Source organism: Citrobacter pasteurii (genome assembly GCF_019047765.1).
GTDB lineage: Bacteria > Pseudomonadota > Gammaproteobacteria > Enterobacterales > Enterobacteriaceae > Citrobacter > Citrobacter pasteurii.
On sequence record NZ_CP077262.1, the window covers coordinates 1,894,516 to 1,914,241 of the forward strand.

The 19,726-nt window shown below is 51.3% G+C and carries 18 protein-coding genes; 11 read left to right on the plus strand and 7 right to left on the minus strand.

Annotated features, from left to right (window positions below; all coding sequences use genetic code 11):
* Nucleotides 1-19: 19 nt before the first annotated feature.
* Entirely contained in the window at nt 20-382 is a 363-nt protein-coding gene (gene folX, locus I6L54_RS09155; protein WP_005129505.1) for a dihydroneopterin triphosphate 2'-epimerase, read from the minus strand.
* Between the two features lie 54 nt (nt 383-436).
* Complete coding sequence (yfcG, locus tag I6L54_RS09160; protein ID WP_005129504.1) at nt 437-1,072, minus strand: GSH-dependent disulfide bond oxidoreductase; 636 nt, start codon at nt 1,070-1,072, stop codon at nt 437-439.
* Nucleotides 1,073-1,206: 134 nt separating this feature from the next.
* Here yfcG and yfcF point away from each other — a divergent pair, with 134 nt between their 5' ends.
* The 3 genes from yfcF to yfcD are packed head-to-tail and all read left to right on the plus strand — an operon-like array spanning nt 1,207 to nt 3,069.
* Nucleotides 1,207-1,851, plus strand: a complete 645-nt coding sequence (yfcF, locus tag I6L54_RS09165) for a glutathione transferase (RefSeq protein ID WP_005129502.1) — start codon at nt 1,207-1,209, stop codon at nt 1,849-1,851.
* 55 nt (nt 1,852-1,906) lie between these two features.
* Nucleotides 1,907-2,458 carry a phosphodiesterase gene (gene yfcE / locus I6L54_RS09170; protein ID WP_005129499.1) on the plus strand — a complete coding sequence of 184 codons (552 nt, stop codon included), beginning with the start codon at nt 1,907-1,909 and terminating at the stop codon, nt 2,456-2,458.
* Between the two features lie 56 nt (nt 2,459-2,514).
* Nucleotides 2,515-3,069, plus strand: a complete 555-nt coding sequence (gene yfcD / locus I6L54_RS09175) for an NUDIX hydrolase YfcD (RefSeq protein ID WP_040230136.1) — start codon at nt 2,515-2,517, stop codon at nt 3,067-3,069.
* A 56-nt stretch (nt 3,070-3,125) separates the two neighbouring features.
* Here yfcD and yfcC read toward each other — a convergent pair whose 3' ends face one another.
* The 3 genes from yfcC to ackA all read right to left on the minus strand — a co-directional run bounded on the left by yfcC (nt 3,126) and on the right by ackA (nt 8,268).
* Nucleotides 3,126-4,646, minus strand: coding sequence for a putative basic amino acid antiporter YfcC (yfcC, locus tag I6L54_RS09180; protein WP_040230135.1), 1,521 nt, complete (start codon nt 4,644-4,646; stop codon nt 3,126-3,128).
* A 201-nt stretch (nt 4,647-4,847) separates the two neighbouring features.
* Nucleotides 4,848-6,989, minus strand: coding sequence for a phosphate acetyltransferase (pta, locus tag I6L54_RS09185; RefSeq protein WP_005129493.1), 2,142 nt, complete (start codon nt 6,987-6,989; stop codon nt 4,848-4,850).
* 76 nt (nt 6,990-7,065) lie between these two features.
* Nucleotides 7,066-8,268, minus strand: coding sequence for an acetate kinase (gene ackA / locus I6L54_RS09190; RefSeq protein WP_005129491.1), 1,203 nt, complete (start codon nt 8,266-8,268; stop codon nt 7,066-7,068).
* A 339-nt stretch (nt 8,269-8,607) separates the two neighbouring features.
* On the opposite strand from ackA, the gene yfbV reads away from it, so the two are divergent.
* The 4 genes from yfbV (at nt 8,608) to I6L54_RS09210 (ending at nt 12,221) form a co-directional block, all read left to right on the plus strand.
* Nucleotides 8,608-9,063 (plus strand): terminus macrodomain insulation protein YfbV, encoded by a 456-nt coding sequence (gene yfbV, locus I6L54_RS09195; protein ID WP_003028087.1) that lies wholly within the window; start codon nt 8,608-8,610, stop codon nt 9,061-9,063.
* Nucleotides 9,064-9,146: 83 nt separating this feature from the next.
* Nucleotides 9,147-9,641, plus strand: a complete 495-nt coding sequence (locus I6L54_RS09200; protein ID WP_003028086.1) for a YfbU family protein — start codon at nt 9,147-9,149, stop codon at nt 9,639-9,641.
* On the plus strand, nt 9,634-10,311 hold the full coding sequence (locus I6L54_RS09205; RefSeq protein WP_087051296.1) for a sugar phosphatase: 678 nt from the start codon (nt 9,634-9,636) through the stop codon (nt 10,309-10,311). The genes I6L54_RS09200 and I6L54_RS09205 overlap by 8 nt, the downstream gene beginning before the upstream one ends.
* A gap of 77 nt (nt 10,312-10,388) precedes the next feature.
* Nucleotides 10,389-12,221, plus strand: a complete 1,833-nt coding sequence (locus tag I6L54_RS09210; RefSeq protein ID WP_005129486.1) for an SLC13 family permease — start codon at nt 10,389-10,391, stop codon at nt 12,219-12,221.
* Nucleotides 12,222-12,322: 101 nt separating this feature from the next.
* On the opposite strand, the gene yfbR is transcribed toward I6L54_RS09210, so the two are convergent.
* Together yfbR and alaA are read right to left on the minus strand one after the other, a co-directional pair.
* Entirely contained in the window at nt 12,323-12,922 is a 600-nt protein-coding gene (yfbR, locus tag I6L54_RS09215; protein WP_005129485.1) for a 5'-deoxynucleotidase, read from the minus strand.
* 84 nt (nt 12,923-13,006) lie between these two features.
* Complete coding sequence (gene alaA / locus I6L54_RS09220) at nt 13,007-14,224, minus strand: alanine transaminase AlaA (protein WP_005129483.1); 1,218 nt, start codon at nt 14,222-14,224, stop codon at nt 13,007-13,009.
* Nucleotides 14,225-15,149: 925 nt separating this feature from the next.
* Here alaA and lrhA point away from each other — a divergent pair.
* The 4 genes from lrhA (at nt 15,150) to nuoC (ending at nt 19,724) form a co-directional block, all read left to right on the plus strand.
* A complete protein-coding gene (lrhA, locus tag I6L54_RS09225) occupies nt 15,150-16,088 on the plus strand; it encodes a transcriptional regulator LrhA (RefSeq protein ID WP_005129482.1) in 939 nt (312 codons plus the stop codon).
* A 626-nt stretch (nt 16,089-16,714) separates the two neighbouring features.
* Nucleotides 16,715-17,158, plus strand: coding sequence for an NADH-quinone oxidoreductase subunit NuoA (gene nuoA / locus I6L54_RS09230; protein ID WP_040230134.1), 444 nt, complete (start codon nt 16,715-16,717; stop codon nt 17,156-17,158).
* A 15-nt stretch (nt 17,159-17,173) separates the two neighbouring features.
* Nucleotides 17,174-17,836 carry an NADH-quinone oxidoreductase subunit NuoB gene (gene nuoB / locus I6L54_RS09235; protein ID WP_003028075.1) on the plus strand — a complete coding sequence of 221 codons (663 nt, stop codon included), beginning with the start codon at nt 17,174-17,176 and terminating at the stop codon, nt 17,834-17,836.
* 85 nt (nt 17,837-17,921) lie between these two features.
* Nucleotides 17,922-19,724, plus strand: a complete 1,803-nt coding sequence (gene nuoC, locus I6L54_RS09240) for an NADH-quinone oxidoreductase subunit C/D (protein ID WP_082031705.1) — start codon at nt 17,922-17,924, stop codon at nt 19,722-19,724.
* Nucleotides 19,725-19,726: the final 2 nt, after the last annotated feature.

The window sequence follows — 19,726 nt, forward strand, 5'->3', positions numbered from 1 at the left end:
GTCGCCTCCCGGGTTACATTTAGCGCTGCCAGCTCAATGTCATGGAAACGGAGTCGGCGTAACGCAATGCGTGAAGTTTATCGATCTCCACTTCAGCATAAGTGACCCAGTGATGTTCGCGTGCGATATCGAGCACATCTTGCGTTAATTTTTCCAACAATGAGAAGCGGTTACTCTCAACGTGCGAAATGATGCTCTTGGTGATGGTGCGATAATTCAGCGCGTCGTTGATATCTTCACTGGTCCGGGCTTTGTCTGCTGGATAGTGAATGGCAATATTGATGACGATATCCTGTCGGTTAAGGATCTCCTCTTCTTTGATGCCGATAAAAGTGCGCAGACGAAGGTTTTTTATACGAATAATTGCGTCAGGTTGTGACATTGCAGGTTTCCTCCATGTATGAACCTTTTCATGATACACGAGAACTGAATCGCGTTAACTTTTCTCGCTTTGTGCTTGCTGCATCGCCCGTTCTGTTGCGGGACGAGTACGGATACGTTCATACCAGTTATTGACCGCCGGATAGTTGTCGAGGTCGATACGCTGGCGCTGGTGGAGATTAATCCACGGCCAACAGGCAATGTCGGCAATGCTGTAATGATCGCCACCCAGCCAGGGTGATATTTCCAGGCGTTTATTCATGACGTTGTACAGTCGCTGGGTTTCCACCTGATACCGTTCAATGGCGTAGGGAATCGTCTGCGGTGCGAAGTGGCTGAAGTGATGATTTTGTCCCAGCATTGGCCCAAGTCCGCTAACCTGCCAGAAGAGCCACTGCAGCGTGGTGTGGCGCTCGCGTAATTCGCCGCTGAGTAGCTTTCCGCTCTTTTCCGCCAGGTAGAGTAAAATCTCGCCAGACTCAAACAGGCTAATGGGTTTTCCGCCATCCACCGGGGCGCAGTCGATGATGGCCGGGATTTTATTATTCGGTGAAATTAGCAAAAAGTCAGGGCGGAACTGGCTACCTCTGCTGATATCTACATGAATCAGACGGTATTTTAACTGCGCCTCTTCGAGAAACAGCGTGATTTTGTGCCCGTTTGGCGATGGGGTGTAGTAGAGGTCGATCATTTTCAGCGTCCGTTTTGTCATGAACCGGGTCACTACAAGTATAGAAGCTGCCGACGTGCGTGAGTTTTCATCAAGTGACAGTGAGAGAAAGACTCTATATTTTGAAAGCAAGCCAATACACCTCAGAGGACATTATGAGCAAACCTGCAATTACGCTGTGGTCAGATGCCAACTTTTTCTCCCCTTATGTGCTGTCTGTTTATGTCGCTCTGCAAGAGAAAGGGCTACCTTTTACGCTGAAAACTGTCGACCTCAATAGTGGTGAACACTTGCAACCTTCATGGCAAGGCTATGCGCTGACGCGGCGCGTACCGGTTCTGGACATTGACGGTTTTGAACTGAGTGAATCTTCGGCGATTGCCGAATTTCTGGAAGAGCGTTTCGCTCCGCCGCAATGGGAGCGCATTTACCCGCACGATCTACAAAAACGGGCTCGCGCCCGCCAGGTTCAGGCCTGGCTCCGTAGCGATCTGATGCCTATCCGGGAAGAGCGTTCGACGGATGTGGTTTTTGCTGGCGTGCAGAAAGGTCCGTTGACGAAAGCTGGAAGGGCCAGTGCGGAAAAATTGTTTGCTACAGCGGGCAGTTTACTGGCGCACGGTAAGCAGAATTTGTTTGGTGAATGGTGTATCGCAGACAGCGATTTAGCGCTAATGCTTAATCGCCTGGTTCTGAATGGCGATGATGTACCAGAACAGCTCGCGGAGTATGCCACCTTCCAGTGGCAGCGCGCTTCGGTACAACGTTTTATCGCGCTTTCAGCGAAGCGTTCCTGCTGAAAGTAGGGGCGTAATCCAGTATCATTGAAAGGTATTTTTCAACGAGGGGTGTGTGATGAAACTGATGTTCGCATCGGACATTCATGGTTCGTTGCCGGCTACAGAATGCGTACTTGAACGGTTTGCCCAAAGCGGTGCGCAATGGCTGGTGATACTGGGCGATGTATTGAATCATGGGCCGCGTAATGCGCTGCCAGAGGGCTACGCGCCAGCGCAGGTCGCCGAGCGTTTGAATGAGCAGGCGTCGAGGATAATTGCAGTACGCGGTAATTGCGACAGCGAAGTGGATCAGATGCTCCTGCATTTTCCAATAACCGCGCCGTGGCAGCAAATTCTGACTGACAGCCAGCGACTCTTTCTGACGCACGGACATCTTTTTGGTCCGGATAACTTACCAGCGCTAAACGCCGGTGATGTGCTGGTTTATGGGCATACGCATCTGCCGGTGGCCGAGCGACGTGGGGATATCTACCAGTTTAACCCCGGTTCGGTAAGCATCCCGAAAGGGGGATTTACGGCAAGTTACGGGATTCTGGATGATAATGTTCTCAGCGTGATGGCACTCAATGATCAAAGTGTTATTGCACAGGTCGAGATTAATCCGTAAGTTACCCCACAAACGTAAACGCGCCGTAAGAGCGCTAGAAAAAAGAAGGTTTCCTGATGGTGGAACAGCGTCGTTTGGCAAGTACTGAATGGGTGGATATTGTGAATGAAGACAATGAAGTCATCGCACAATCCAGCCGGGAACAAATGCGGGCACAATGCTTGCGCCACCGTGCAACGTATATCGTTGTACACGATGGTATGGGTAAAATTTTGGTTCAGCGTCGCACTGAGACAAAGGACTTTATGCCCGGTATGCTGGATGCTACCGCGGGGGGGGTTGTGCAGGCTGATGAGCAGCTTCTGGACTCCGCGCGTCGTGAAGCGGAAGAAGAATTGGGCATTGCCGGTGTCCCGTTTGCCGAGCATGGTCAGTTTTATTTTGAAGACCAGAACTGTCGCGTCTGGGGTGGGCTGTTTAGCTGTGTTTCCCACGGACCGTTTGCGCTGCAGGAAGAAGAGATTAGTGAAGTGTGCTGGCTGACGCCTGAAGAAATCACCGCGCGCTGTGATGAATTTACACCGGACTCACTGAAAGCCCTGGCGCTGTGGATGACACGCAACGCCAAGAATGAAGGGGCGAAAGCCGAAAAGCAGGAAGAAGCTGAATAAAATCGGCTCATCCGGCCTACAGCGTCAAGAAATCGTGTAGGCCGGGCAATCTATTCTTAATGGTATCCCATTATCTGCGCGCCAATCACCACCACGCTGGACATAATAAACAGCAGTCCCAGCAAGGTTGCTCCCACCTTCAGCCAGTTGCGGAAATCGACCCGGCAAACGCCTAATGTCGCCATCAGTGATGCCGACGTAGGATAGATAATATGGCTGAATCCGTCACCAAACTGGAAAGCCAGAACAGTGACCTGGCGGTTTACGCCAACCAGATCGCCCAACGGTGCCAGCAGCGGCATGGTCAACGCAGCCTGACCGGAGCCGGAAGTAACAAAGAAATTAAACACGGCCTGGAACAGCAGCATAAACCATGCCGCGATGGCGTTATCCAGACCGCTGATACCGTTGGCGATGCTGTGCAGCAGGGTATTCAGCACGCTGGCATCGCCCGACTCACCATTGCCTACCAGCAGCAATATCCCCTTGGCAAAACCAACCAGCAGGGCAGGGGCAATCATCATGCGCGCCCCCTCAGTAAATGAGGACGCCATGATGTTGACCGTCATGCCGTTGAGCCGAAAGACGACGCCGATAATGCCTATCAGCAAACCCATAGTGAAGAATTGGCTGGCAATCTCAGGAATAAACCATGCGTGAACGATAACGCCCCAAATGACCCACACGATCACGCCCGTCAGCACCATCAGTACCAGCCAGTCGCCGAGCGTGAAGCGGCGCTCAATGACCTCATCTTGCTGTTCGCGGAAGAAACGGTCTGATTCATGCACGCGCGAAAGCAGCGGATTCTTTTTGATGCGTGCCGCGTAGGCCAGCGTGAAGGTCAGGCCAATCATCGTGGCAACGACCCACACCACGATACGCAAACCGGAGCCGGAGAGCACCGGAACGCCCGCAATGCCCTGTGCGACAACCACGCAGAACGGATTCATCCACGAACTGGCAAAACCGATTTGGGTGGCAATGTAGGTCACCAGCACGGTAGTAATGCTGTCGTAACCTAAGCGTACCATCAGCGGTGCGATGATTATCGCAAAGGCGACAGCCTCTTCCCCCATGCCAAATACCGCACCACCCAATGAGAAGAGAATAAACAGCACCGGGATAAATAAGACTTCGTTACCCCGGGTATGGCGGATGAGCGCCAGGATGCCGTTGTCAATGGTTCCGGTGCGCATTACGATGCCGAATGCACCGCCAATGACCAGCATAAACATGATGATGCCGACAGCGGTGCCAAATTTGGAGCCGGAGGTTAAGCCTTCGAACGGGAAGTTCATCAGACCAGGACTTTCATCACCGGTGGTAAAGAACTTAACCGGGTGATACTGCTCTTCACCGGCTTCATTGGTCAGAATACGGAAAGAGTGGGGATCAACGACCTTACGAGTCTTGGTTTGCCCATCAACCTGATACTGTACTTCCTGGCTGTCGAACATCCCGACGGGAACAACCCAGGTTGCCAGGCTGGTTAAAATGGCGACGAAAAAAATAATCACCAGCGTGTCGGGCATAGCCCACTTTTTGGCTGGCCGTGTTTCTGTTACTGCTGACATGAAAGACTATCCCTGTTGCAATGCAAAAGAGAGTAAGTATGCAAACAGGAGAATAGTTATTCATTGATGCAGCGCATCCTGGCAAATGTTTCAGATTATGCAAACGGGAAAAACAGAGATAAAAAAACCGGAAATATTAGCTATTTCCGGTTTGATAAGCAGGATGTGTTGCCGGATAAAGTATCCGGCACACGCAGCAAATTACTGCTGCTGGGAAGACTGGATCGCGGTCAGAGCGATGGTGTAGACGATATCGTCTACCAGCGCGCCACGAGACAGGTCGTTCACCGGCTTGCGCATACCCTGCAGCATCGGCCCGATGGAGATCAGGTCGGCAGAACGCTGTACCGCTTTGTAGGTGGTGTTACCGGTGTTCAGATCCGGGAAGATGAACACGGTAGCGCGGCCGGCAACCGGAGAGTTTGGCGCTTTAGATTTTGCTACGTCAGCCATAACGGCGGCGTCATACTGCAGCGGACCGTCGATCATCAGGTCAGGACGTTTTTCCTGCGCCAGACGAGTCGCTTCGCGAACTTTCTCTACGTCGCTACCTGCACCAGAAGTACCGGTGGAGTAGGAGAGCATTGCTACGCGCGGTTCGATACCGAAAGCCGTTGCGGAATCAGCGGACTGAATCGCGATCTCTGCCAGCTGCTCTGCGGTTGGATCCGGGTTGATCGCGCAGTCGCCGTAGACGTAAACCTGATCCGGCAGCAGCATGAAGAACACGGAAGATACCAGTGAACTGCCCGGTGCAGTTTTGATCAGCTGCAGCGGCGGACGAATGGTATTCGCGGTGGTGTGAACTGCACCAGAAACCAGGCCGTCAACGTCGTCCTGTTCCAGCATCAGGGTACCGAGAACCACGTTGTCTTCCAGCTGTTCGCGGGCAACGGTTTCGGTCATACCTTTGTTTTTACGCAGTTCGACCAGGCGAGCAACATAGCTTTCGCGAACCACATCCGGGTCAACGATTTCTACGCCAGCGCCCAGTTCAACGCCCTGAGAGGCCGCAACGCGGGTGATCTCATCCGGGTTACCCAACAGTACGCAGGTTGCGATACCACGTTCAGCACAGATAGCCGCAGCTTTAACGGTACGCGGTTCGTCGCCTTCTGGCAGAACAACGCGTTTGCCCGCTTTACGCGCTAGCTCGGTCAACTGATAACGGAACGCTGGTGGAGACAGACGGCGGCTGCGCTCAGACGTTGCGGTCAGAGATTCAATCCAGTCAGCGTTGATGAAGTTAGCAACGTATTCCTGAACTTTTTCGATACGCTCGTGGTCGTCAACCGGAACTTCCAGGTTGAAGCTCTGCAGGCTCAGAGAGGTCTGCCAGGTGTTGGTGTTTACCATGAATACCGGCAGGCCGGTTTCGAATGCACGTTCGCACAGTTTGGTAATGCGCGCGTCCATTTCGTAGCCGCCGGTCAGCAGCAGGGCGCCAATTTCTACGCCGTTCATCGCTGCCAGGCATGCAGCAACCAGCACGTCCGGACGGTCAGCGGAAGTCACCAGCAGAGAACCTGCGCGGAAGTGTTCCAGCATGTGCGGAATGCTGCGTGCGCAGAAAGTCACAGACTTCACGCGGCGGGTATTGATATCGCCTTCGTTTACGATGGTGGCGTTCAGGTGACGCGCCATATCGATTGCACGGGTGGCGATCAGATCGAAGCTCCATGGCACCGCGCCCAGAACCGGCAGCGGGCTGGATTCCTGCAGTTTAGCCGGATCAACTTTGATCACTTTCGCTTTGGAAGAGTCGTCGAAAATTTCAGACAGATCCGGGCGAGTACGGCCCTGCTCATCAACCGGTGCGTTCAGTTTATTAACGATTACGCCAGTGATGTTGGTGTTTTTCGCGCCGCCGAAGCTGCTGCGAGTCAGTTCAATACGCTCGTTCAGCTGTTCCGGTGTATCGGTACCCTGAGACATAACGAAGACGATTTCCGCGTTCAGCGTTTTCGCGATTTCGTAGTTCAGAGACTGCGCGAACTGATGTTTACGGGTTGGGACCAGGCCTTCAACCAGTACAACTTCAGCGTCTTTAGTGTTCGCGTGGTAGTTCGCGATGATCTCTTCCATCAGCACATCTTTCTGATTGCTGGACAGCAGAGATTCAACGTGGCTCATCTTCAGCGGCTCAGCGGCTGGCAGAGAAGAGTTAGCACGCACGATGCTGGTAGTCTGGTCTGGCGCATCGCCACCGGCACGCGGTTGAGCGATCGGCTTGAAGACGCTCAGACGAACGCCTTTGCGTTCCATTGCGCGGATCACGCCAAGGCTGACGCTGGTCAGACCGACGCTGGTTCCGGTAGGGATCAGCATAATAATACGGGACACGGTTTATCCTCTTTCGTTACCGCCCGTTTCAGGCGGGTTACAAAACAGCACCGCCAGCTAGGCTGGCGGTGTGAAATCAGGCGGTCAGACGGCTCGCGTCTTGCGCGATAACCAGTTCTTCGTTGGTTGGGATAACCACCGCAGGACGGGTACCTTCTTTGTTGATGAAACCAGATTTGCCGAAACGTGCGGCCAGGTTACGTTCATGGTCAACTTCAAAGCCCAGAACGCCCAGTTTGCCCAGAGACAGTTCACGAACCATCGCGGCGTTTTCACCGATACCACCGGTGAAGACAACGGCATCCAGACGACCATCCATCAGCGCAGTGTAAGAACCGATATATTTCGCCAGACGGTGGCAGTAAACGTCCATTGCACGTTTAGCGTCTTCTTTAGTCGCATAGTTATCTTCAACATAACGGCAGTCGCTGGTGACTTCGGTCAGACCCAGCAGGCCAGACTCTTTAGTCAGCATTTTGTTGATCTGGTCAACGCTCATGCCCAGGGTGTCGTGCAGGTGGAAGATGATCGCCGGGTCGATGTCACCGGAACGCGTACCCATCACCAGACCTTCCAGCGGGGTCAGACCCATGGAGGTATCAACACATTTACCGTTACGGATAGCAGATACAGAACCGCCGTTGCCCAGGTGGCAAGTGATGATGTTCAGCTCATCAACCGGTTTGTTCAGCACTTTAGCCGCTTCCTGCGTGACGAAGAAGTGGCTGGTACCGTGTGCGCCGTAACGACGTACACCGTGTTCTTTGTACAGGCTGTACGGCAGAGCATAGAGGTAAGATTCTTCCGGCATAGTCTGATGGAACGCGGTGTCGAATACGGCCACGTTTTTGTCTTTCAGATGCGGGAAGGATTTCAGCGCTTCTGCGATACCGATCAGGTGTGCAGGGTTGTGCAGCGGTGCAAAAGAGGCTGCATCTTTGATACCCTGAATAACGGAATCGTCGATAACCACAGAGCCGGTGTATTTTTCGCCGCCGTGAACAACACGGTGACCAATCGCAGTCAGCTGAGCAGACAGTTCTGGTTTTTGTGCCAGAATAGTATTAACGATAAAATTCAGCGCTTCACTGTGAGCGGCGCCTGCACCTAAAGCCGCTTCTTGTTTACCGCCGTCCATTTTCCACTTGATACGTGCTTCTGGGAGATGGAAACATTCGGCTAAACCAGAGAGGTATTCTTCACCGTTTACTGCATCGATGATGGCAAATTTCAGTGAGGAGCTACCGCAGTTCAGAACCAGTACTAACTTACTCGACATGGAAGTACCTATTTATGATACGTGGCTAAAAAAACGTCAGGAAGTCATAGAGCGTAGCGCATGATGACACCGACGTTTATGATTAACATCATGCGCCAGGGTCTTTTTGGGCACGATGGAATAAATACCTTTGAGTCTATGTCATTTTGCGTATTTTTCAGCCAATGGCATACTATGTGTCAATTTGACGACTCAATGATTTTGGACTAAAGGCCTTACAGGCCGGCACAGGATACCTGAATGTGGGTATCAAAGACAAAATGTTTTGAACGATGTCCTTTGTAGTTGTTGTTTTGCACAAATTTTTTAATTTTTATATGTGAAGTTGAGGTAACCGCCATGTCGACACCGGATAATCGTTCCGTCAATTTTTTTAGCTTGTTTCGCCGGGGGCAGCACTACGCGAAGACGTGGCCAATGGAAAAGCGCCTCGCGCCCGTGTTTGTAGAGAACCGCGTGATCCGTATGACGCGTTACGCCATCCGTTTTATGCCGCCCATCGCCGTCTTCACCTTATGCTGGCAAATTGCGCTAGGGGGGCAGTTGGGACCGGCCGTGGCGACTGCGCTGTTTGCGCTCAGCCTGCCGATGCAAGGTATGTGGTGGCTGGGTAAACGTTCCGTGACGCCGCTGCCGCCTTCAATACTCAACTGGTTCTACGAAGTTCGGGGTAAATTGCAGGAAGCCGGACAGGCGCTCTCTCCGGTTGAAGGAAAGCCGGATTACCAGGCGCTGGCTGACACGCTTAAGCGTGCCTTCAAACAACTGGATAAAACTTTCCTCGATGATTTGTAATTGACCCCTGATTACGCATATAAAAGAAGGCACAAGATGCCTTCTTTTTTTTCATCGCAGTAGTAGTGATACAGGAGTCCCAAATGGAAATGACCAACGCTCAACGTCTGATTTTGTCTAATCAGTACAAAATGATGACTATGCTCGATCCCACTAACGCCGAGCGTTATCGTCGTTTGCAGACGATTATTGAACGCGGTTACGGCTTGCAGATGCGCGAGCTGGATCGTGAGTTTGGTGAGCTGACGGAAGAAACCTGTCGTACGATTATCGATATTATGGAGATGTATCACGCATTACATGTGTCCTGGACTAATCTTAAGGATGCGCAGGCTATTGATGAGCGCCGCGTGACGTTCCTCGGTTTTGACGCCGCAACGGAAGCCCGTTTCCTCGGGTATGTTCGCTTTATGGTCAATGTGGAAGGTCGCTATACCCACTTTGATGCGGGTACGCATGGCTTCAACGCCCAGACTCCGATGTGGGAAAAATATCAGCGTATGTTGAACGTCTGGCACTCTTGCCCGCGCCAGTATCATCTGAGCGCGAATGAAATTAACCAAATCATTAATGCCTGAGGGGGCGAGCGTGCAGTGCAAAGGTTTTCTGTTTGATCTGGATGGAACGCTGGTCGATTCCTTACCCGCAGTAGAACGCGCGTGGTGCAACTGGGCCGATCGTTTTGGCCTCGATCACGCCGAGGTGCTCGGTTTTATTCATGGCAAGCAGGCCATTACCTCTCTGAGACACTTTATGGTGGGTAAGTCTGAGGCCGAGATCGCCGCGGAGTTCACCCGCCTGGAGCAGATCGAAGCGACGGAAACCGCAGGGATCACCGCGCTGCCGGGGGCGGTTGATTTACTCAATCACCTCAATAAAGCGGGCATTCCATGGGCGATTGTGACCTCCGGATCGATGCCGGTCGCACGGGCGCGCCATCGTGTCGCGGGGCTTCCCGCTCCAGAAGTGTTTGTCACCGCTGAGCGGGTAAAAAGAGGGAAACCAGAACCAGACGCTTATCTGCTAGGCGCTCAGCTTCTGGGGCTTGCGCCACAGGAGTGTGCGGTAGTGGAAGATGCGCCCGCCGGGGTGCTTTCAGGACTGGCGGCTGGGTGTCATGTGATCGCGGTCAATGCGCCTGCGGACACGCCGCGTCTGGACGAGGTCGATTTTTCGCTGACCAGTCTGGAACATATTTCTGTGACCAAACAACCTAACGGAAATGTGGTCGTTGTAAGAAATACCTGATCATGATTTAGCCCCAGATTGTTGGGGCTTTTTTATGGCAGAATCGACTCATCCCTCTCATTTAACAAGGATATGTTGTGAACGGTGAATTGATATGGGTTCTCTCATTGCTGGCGATTGCCGTCGTCTTGTTTGCAACTGGCAGAGTGCGTATGGACGCGATCGCTTTGCTGGTCATTATTGCCTTTGTTCTGAGTGGAACATTGAGCATCACAGAAGCCTTTTCCGGATTCAGCGATCCTAACGTTATTTTGATAGCGGCTTTGTTCATTATCGGCGACGGCCTGGTGCGTACCGGGGTGGCGACGGTAATGGGTGCCTGGCTGGTGAAGGTGGCCGGCAGTAGTGAAGTCAAAATGCTGGTTTTGCTGATGATTACCGTTGCCGGACTCGGTGCCTTTATGAGTTCCACCGGCGTAGTCGCGATTTTTATTCCTGTTGTTTTAAGCGTATCTATGCGCATGCAAACCTCTCCCTCACGCCTGATGATGCCGCTTAGCTTCGCGGGGCTTATCAGCGGTATGATGACGCTGGTGGCGACACCACCGAACCTGGTCGTCAACAGTGAGTTACTGCGCGAGGGACTTAACGGCTTCAGTTTTTTCAGCGTGACTCCGTTGGGGTTGGTTGTTCTGGTGCTCGGCATCATTTACATGCTGCTGATGCGTTTTATGCTCAAGGGGGAGGACTCGGGGCAACAGGGGGATGGCTGGAAACGCCGGACCTTTCGCGATCTTATCAAAGAGTATCGTCTGACGGGGCGTGCCCGCCGCCTGGCTATTCGTCCCGGCTCGCCGATGATTGGCCAGCGTCTTGACGACCTGAAGCTACGCGAGCGCTACGGGGCGAACGTGATTGGTGTTGAGCGCTGGCGTCGCTTTCGTCGTGTGATAGTTGACGTAAACGGGGTTTCTGAGTTTCGCGCCCGTGATGTATTGCTGATTGATATGTCCGCGGCTGATGTCGATCTGCGCGAATTCTGCAGTGAACAATTGTTGGAGCCGATGGTGTTGCGCGGCGAGTATTTTTCCGAACAGGCGCTTGATGTGGGGATGGCTGAGATTTCGTTGATCCCGGAATCAGAATTAATCGGTAAAACGGTACGGGAAATCGCGTTTCGTACGCGTTACGGCCTGAACGTCGTCGGAGTGAAGCGTGATGGTTCGGCGATGGACGGAGCGGTGGTGGATGAACCGTTGCTGATGGGCGATATCATTCTGGTCGTGGGTAACTGGAAACTTATCACATCGCTGGGTAAAAAAGGCCGCGACTTTGTGGTGTTGAATATGCCGGTCGAAGTCAGTGAAGCGTCTCCGGCACACAGCCAGGCACCGCACGCGATTTTCTGCCTGGTGCTGATGGTCGCCCTGATGCTCACCGATGAAATACCCAATACGGTGGCCGCAATTATCGCCTGCCTGCTGATGGGAAAATTCCGGTGTATTGATGCAGAGAGCGCCTATAAGGCGATCCACTGGCCAAGCATTATCTTGATCGTCGGGATGATGCCTTTCGCACTGGCTTTACAAAAGACCGGCGGTGTCGATCTGGTGGTAAAAGGACTCATGGACGTCGGTGGGGGATATGGCCCGTACATGATGCTGGGTTGTCTGTTTGTCCTGTGTGCGACCATTGGCTTATTTATCTCGAATACTGCAACAGCGGTGCTGATGGCGCCGATTGCGTTAGCGGCTGCGAAGTCGATGGGGGTTTCGCCCTATCCTTTTGCAATGGTCATTGCGATGGCCGCATCTGCAGCCTTTATGACGCCAGTCTCATCACCCGTCAACACGCTGGTATTGGGGCCGGGTAACTATAGCTTTAGCGACTTCGTGAAAATTGGTGTGCCATTTACGGTGATCGTGATGGCGGTGTGTGTGGTGATGATCCCTATGTTGTTCCCGTTTTGACCACCGCAGTAAACGCCTGATGGCGCTGCGCTTATCAGGCCTACGGATATCACGCTACCTGTAGGCCGGATAAGGCGTTAGCCGCCATCCGGCAAAATCGTTTAAAGCGGTGAATCCTGACTAATTTCATCCAGTGAAAGATGGAAGCTTGGGACAAAGATCGCTAAAAAATAGTCCATCTCTTCACTACGCCGTGACTCCAGCGTTTTTTCCAGCCGTGTTTTTGCAAGCAGAAACTCGTTGTTACCGGCTGAAAGCTCTTCCAGACATTTCAGATAGGCGCACAGGGCATCGGCCTGCTTCACAATCGCTCTCTCTTCATCGCTGCTGGCGTGCTCATCAATTAACGGCGCAAAAATATCGCGCAGCTCATCGGGAACCATATCGACCAGCTTTTGCTGGGCAATTTTCTCTATCGCTTTATATTCCTGAGCAATCTGCGAGTTGAAATATTTCACCGGGGTAGGGAGATCGCCGGTCAGCACTTCGGAGGCATCGTGATACATCGCCAGCAGGGCAATACGTTCAGCATTAACCTGACCGCCAAATTTACGGTTTTTGATCGCGGCCAGCGCATGAGCAACCATGGCGACCTGCAGACTGTGTTCAGACACGTTTTCGGTGCGCACGTTGCGCATCAGCGGCCAGCGGTTAATGAGTTTCAGACGAGATAGGTGGGCAAAAAAATGACTCTGCTTCATAACGACCCTTACTCAGTGACTTCAGTAAAGGTATTTTGCGCAGAGAGTGCTACCGGATGCAAATCTCGGTAGCACTCTACGTTATTACAGCTGGTGATAGCCTGACAGGAAGCGCTCGAATTTACTCAGCGACATTTCGATATCGTCAATACGCGGCAGCGTGACGATACGGAAATGATCCGGCCACGGCCAGTTGAATGCCGTACCCTGAACCAGCAGCACTTTTTCCTGTAGCAGAAAGTCCAGAACCATTTTCTGGTCATCATGAATATTGAAGCGTTTGGCATCAATTTTCGGGAACATATACAGCGCGCCGCGCGGTTTCACACAGGAAACGCCCGGAATATCATTAAGTAATTCCCAGGCCCGGTTGCGTTGTTCATACAAACGTCCGCCTGGCATGATAAATTCGCTGATGCTCTGGTATCCACCCAGCGCGGTTTGAATGGCGTGTTGCGCTGGAACGTTGGCGCACAAACGCATGGAGGCCAGCATTTCAAGACCTTCAATATACCCTTTGGCATGTTTCTTCGGTCCGTTCAGTACCATCCAGCCCTGGCGGAACCCCGCAACACGGTAAGTTTTTGACAGGCCGTTGAAGGTAATAGTCAGCAGATCCGGGGCCATTGCCGCAATTGAGTGATGCTCGGCATCATCATAGAGAATTTTGTCATAAATCTCGTCAGCAAAGATAATGAGGTTGTTCTGGCGAGCAATCTCAACAATCTCCATCAGCAGCTCTTTAGAGTAAACGGCACCGGTAGGATTGTTTGGATTGATGATGACGATCCCACGTGTGCGCGGGGTGATTTTTGCCCGAATATCATCAAGGTCCGGGAACCAGTCTGACGATTCATCACACAGGTAGTGCACGGCATTACCGCCAGAGAGCGATACTGCCGCTGTCCACAGCGGGTAATCGGGTGCAGGAACCAGCATTTCGTCCCCACTGTTCAGCAACGCCTGCATCGCCTGAACGATTAATTCAGAAACGCCGTTACCGATATAAATGTCCTCCACGGTAACATCGCGCATCCCGCGGGCCTGGTAATGCTGCATGATCGCTTTGCGGGCTGAATAAAGACCTTTTGAATCGCAATACCCTTGTGCGGTGGGCAAATTGCGGATCACATCGACCAGAATTTCATCTGGTGCTTCAAACCCGAATGGCGCAGGGTTGCCGATGTTGAGTTTGAGAACTTTATTGCCTTCTTCTTCCAGGCGCTTTGCTTCCTTCAGAACCGGGCCACGAATGTCATAACAGACATTTTCTAATTTGCTGGATTTTTCAATGGGGGACATGAATCTTGACCTTTTTAGCTGTGAATGCCACTCCCTGCCGTGGAAGTCAGCACAGAACAATGTACTCCCCCGACGGTGAGTTTTGAAGGGTCTTTAGTAGAAGATTTTGAAAGTTGCGAGGTTATAATTAACTGGTAATAACTAAATAATGAAATTAATATAGAATTATAATCTTGGTATTTTGTTTTTTGTGGTTATATGTTTTGTAATGGCGACTTGGATATGGTGATTTGTTTGGCTAAAAATAGTGAGATGTGCAAAGCGGTGCGCGGTCGGCAGTATCTGCTGTATTGCGCAATTCGAAAATACTGAGGTTTGAGCCTGACTAACTGTTATCGGCCTGATCTGACAACGACGCGGTGTGAATCTATTGTTAAGTATAATTAATGAATGGTGGCATTCTTAATTAATTATTATTTAATATTTAAACAGTATTTATTGAACGCGTTAATAATACGAAAACAGCTAGTCTGAGTTAACACCTTTTTGCTTCGATTAATTCGCGATAACACTTATAAATATAGTGGTTTTAGGTTAAGATAAGTCCCATGAAATGGTGCGAAACTTGTGTTTTGCGATAATTCTAATGTTAGTTAAGATTTTCTAACATACTGAAAAGTTAGTTTTTAATGTGTAAATTAGCGTTTGTTAACTATTTTTTAAATTTACAAAATTTACATGTTTTCCATTAGTCAGAATCATCCAATAGCTAAAAAATGACTCTTTCTCGTTGCTATATTCCGATGAGTGCTATGGGTATTAAATAGCGCTGAAGAGAAATTGTTTCGTTTGTTAAAGAAAATACATCCTTATTTTCACCCGGTTACACCTGGTGAAACTGCGAGGGAGGTCCATTACAAATGGAGTTGTTTGTTTCTGAATGCACAGCATTAACCCGGTATGACCCGCGAGTAAGTGAAAAATTATGATAAATGCAAATCGTCCGATAATTAACCTCGATCTCGATCTGCTGAGAACCTTCGTTGCTGTTGCCGATCTGAATACCTTCGCGGCTGCGGCAGCTGCGGTATGTCGCACTCAGTCTGCGGTGAGTCAGCAAATGCAACGCCTCGAACAACTGGTGGGGAAAGAGTTGTTCGCGCGCCATGGACGTAACAAACTACTGACCGAGCATGGGATTCAGTTGCTGGGTTACGCCAGAAAAATATTGCGTTTTAATGATGAGGCATGCTCATCATTGATGTTTAACAATCTTCAGGGAGTGTTAACTATTGGCGCTTCTGATGAGTCAGCGGATACCATCCTTCCTTTTCTGCTGAACCGGATAAGTTCGGTTTATCCGAAGCTTGCGCTGGATGTCAGAGTGAAACGCAACGCCTACATGGTGGATATGCTGAAGTCACAAGACGTTGATCTGGTGGTGACAACCAACCGGCCAGGCGATTTTGAGTGTCTGAATCTGCGTACCTCACCTACGCACTGGTATTGTGCGGCCGAATATATTTTACAAAAAGGTGAGCCGGTGCCGCTGGTGCTGCTGGACGATCCGAGTCCGTTCCGCGATATGGTACTGGCAACGCTGAACGCTGCACAGATCCCGTGGCGTCTGGCCTATGTTGCTTCAACATTAGCGGCTGTGCGTGCGGCAGTGAAGGCGGGGTTGGGCGTGACTGCCCGTCCTGTAGAAATGATGAGCCCTGATTTACGCGTACTGGGCGCGGCGGACGGATTGCCACCATTGCCGGAAACAGAGTACTTGCTGTGCTGCGACCCTGCCTCACAAAATGAGCTGGCTCAGGTGATCTTTAAGTCGATGCAGACCTATCAAAATCCCTGGCAATACAACCAGTTTACCCCTGAAGGGGGAGACGATTCGCTGATTGTTGAGGGCGACTTCGAGTGATGTACCATAAATAATCGTTATAAAATGTAAGTGCAAAAATGAGTCGCTGGTGATGAAAAAACATCCATCGGCTCTTTTTTTATGCAAATAATGGCCGGAGATGTCATTTTGTATACCAAAACTTAACAAAATCAGTAGGTAAAAAAAACACCTACAAATAGTGCAAAAAATAATCACTCGAGGCGCTCTGCATTTTCATGTTAAAAAACTAGAGAAATTGTTGCTGTTTTTTATGGTGAATTAACAAAAGCGTGTCACAGATCAAGAAAATACTCCCATTTAGGGGGAGGCATCTGTGCGAATTCCTGTCAAAATAGACGTGTATTATCTTTTTTACTTCACAACGGACACGATTCAACAACATTAAAAATGACTGATGATGCGATCGAAATTGGTCTAAAGAGCACTTTATGTTAATGAAGTTGGAACAGTGTAAAATAATGTGAGGAAACTTTTGTTAAAGTTGACAAAAGGTTATAGAAAGGAGTAAAAAACCCCATCAATTGGCTGTATAAATGATTTTCTACAGTGATTGTAAGGTTTTTTTTATTCCTCCCCATGAATCGATGTGGCGTTCATCTGCCGAAAAGAGCAGAGAATTTGGCGCTACTTTTGATGAGTAAGCAATGAGTATGTCAACATCCACTGAAGTCATCGCTCATCACTGGGCATTCGCTATCTTTCTTATTGTCGCCATTGGCCTGTGCTGCCTGATGCTCGTCGGCGGTTGGTTTTTAGGTGGTCGCGCACGCGCGAGATCTAAAAACGTGCCGTTTGAATCAGGTATCGACTCGGTCGGCACCGCCCGCTTGCGCCTGTCTGCCAAGTTTTATCTGGTAGCCATGTTCTTCGTTATCTTCGACGTTGAAGCGCTGTATCTGTTCGCATGGTCAACTTCTATCCGTGAAAGCGGCTGGATTGGCTTTGTGGAAGCTGCAATTTTTATTTTTGTGTTACTGGCAGGTCTGGTTTATCTGGTGCGTATTGGCGCGCTGGACTGGACGCCCGCGCGTTCACGCCGCGAGCGTATGAACCCGGAAACGAACAGTATCGCTAATCGTCAACGCTAACCGCGAGGCATTAAGATGGATTATACGCTCACCCGCATAGATCCTAACGGTGAGAACGACCGTTACCCCCTGCAAAAACAGGAGATCGTAACCGACCCCCTGGAGCAAGAAGTTAACAAAAACGTGTTCATGGGCAAACTGCATGACATGGTTAACTGGGGCCGTAAAAACTCAATTTGGCCATATAACTTTGGCCTGTCCTGCTGCTACGTAGAGATGGTGACCTCGTTTACCGCCGTGCACGATGTAGCCCGTTTTGGTGCGGAAGTTCTGCGTGCATCGCCGCGTCAGGCTGACCTGATGGTCGTAGCCGGAACCTGCTTTACCAAAATGGCGCCGGTTATTCAGCGTCTCTATGATCAGATGCTGGAACCGAAATGGGTTATTTCCATGGGCGCCTGTGCCAACTCCGGCGGTATGTACGATATCTACTCGGTAGTGCAGGGCGTTGACAAATTCATTCCGGTCGATGTGTACATCCCGGGATGCCCGCCGCGTCCGGAAGCGTATATGCAGGCTCTGATGCTGCTGCAAGATTCCATTGGCAAAGAACGCCGTCCGCTCTCCTGGGTGGTTGGCGATCAGGGCGTTTATCGCGCCAATATGCAGTCAGAACGCGAGCGTAAACGCGGCGAACGTATTGCTGTAACGAATCTTCGTACACCAGACGAGATTTAATTTGCGCCTGTCGGCAGCAGCACTTCCTTCGCTTACCACTACATAAATAGCGCGAAGCACTGCCGACCACCACGGACCATTTGCAATGGTGAACAATATGACCGACTTAACCGCGCAAGACGCCGTATGGCAAACACGGGATCACCTTGATGACCCGGTCATTGGCGAACTGCGCAACCGTTTTGGGCCGGATGCCTTTACCGTTCAGGCGACTCGCACCGGGGTACCCGTTGTTTGGGTCAAGCGTGAACAATTACTGGAAGTTGGCGATTTCTTAAAGAGACTGCCGAAACCTTACGTCATGCTGTTTGACTTACACGGCATGGACGAACGTCTGCGTACGCACCGCGAAGGGTTACCCGCCGCGGATTTTTCCGTTTTCTATCACCTGATCTCCATTGAACGCAATCGCGATATCATGCTCAAGGTGGCTTTGTCTGAAAACGATCTGCGCGTACCGACTTTCACCAAACTGTTCCCGAACGCCAACTGGTATGAGCGTGAAACCTGGGAAATGTTTGGCATCGACATCGAAGGTCATCCGCACCTGACGCGTCTGCTGATGCCGCATACCTGGGAAGGCCATCCGCTGCGTAAGGACTACCCGGCGCGTGCGACTGAATTCGACCCGTTTGAGCTGACTAAAGCCAAACAGGATCTGGAAATGGAAGCGCTGACCTTCAAACCTGAAGATTGGGGTATGAAGCGTAGCACCGAAAATGAGGACTTCATGTTCCTCAACCTCGGTCCTAACCACCCGTCTTCCCACGGTGCGTTCCGTATTGTGCTGCAGCTTGATGGCGAAGAAATCGTCGACTGCGTACCTGACATCGGCTACCACCACCGTGGCGCTGAAAAGATGGGCGAACGTCAGTCCTGGCACAGCTACATTCCGTACACCGACCGTATCGAGTACCTCGGCGGCTGCGTTAACGAAATGCCTTACGTACTTGCGGTTGAGAAACTGGCAGGCATCACCACGCCGGATCGCGTCAACGTGATTCGCGTCATGCTGTCTGAATTGTTCCGTATCAACAGTCATCTGCTGTACATCTCCACGTTCATTCAGGACGTCGGCGCAATGACCCCGGTATTCTTCGCCTTTACCGACCGTCAGAAAATCTATGACGTCGTCGAAGCGATCACCGGTTTCCGTATGCACCCGGCCTGGTTCCGTATCGGCGGTGTGGCACACGATCTGCCGCGCGGTTGGGACAAACTGCTGCGTGATTTCCTTGACTGGATGCCGAAACGTCTGGATTCCTACGAGAAAGCCGCACTGCGCAACACCATCCTGAAAGGCCGTTCGCAGGGGGTTGCCGCTTACGGTAAGAAAGAAGCGCTGGACTGGGGTTGTACCGGTGCTGCGCTGCGTGCGACGGGTATTGATTTTGATGTGCGTAAATCACGTCCGTACTCTGGCTACGAAAACTTTGACTTTGAAGTCCCGGTTGGCGGCGGCGTTTCCGACTGCTATACCCGCGTGATGCTGAAAGTTGAAGAGCTGCGCCAGAGTCTGCGCATCCTTGAGCAGTGCCTCAACAACATGCCGGAAGGCCCGTTCAAAGCGGATCATCCGCTGACCACGCCGCCGCCGAAAGAGCGCACGCTGCAACATATCGAAACCCTGATCACCCACTTCCTGCAGGTTTCGTGGGGCCCGGTTATGCCGGCGAACGAGTCCTTCCAGATGGTGGAAGCAACCAAGGGTATCAACAGTTACTACCTGACCAGCGATGGCAGCACCATGAGTTATCGTACCCGTATCCGTACCCCGAGCTATGCGCATCTGCAGCAGATCCCGGTAGCGGTACGTGGCAGCCTGGTGTCCGACCTGATCGTCCATCTGGGTAGTATCGATTTTGTTATGTCAGATGTGGACCGCTAATT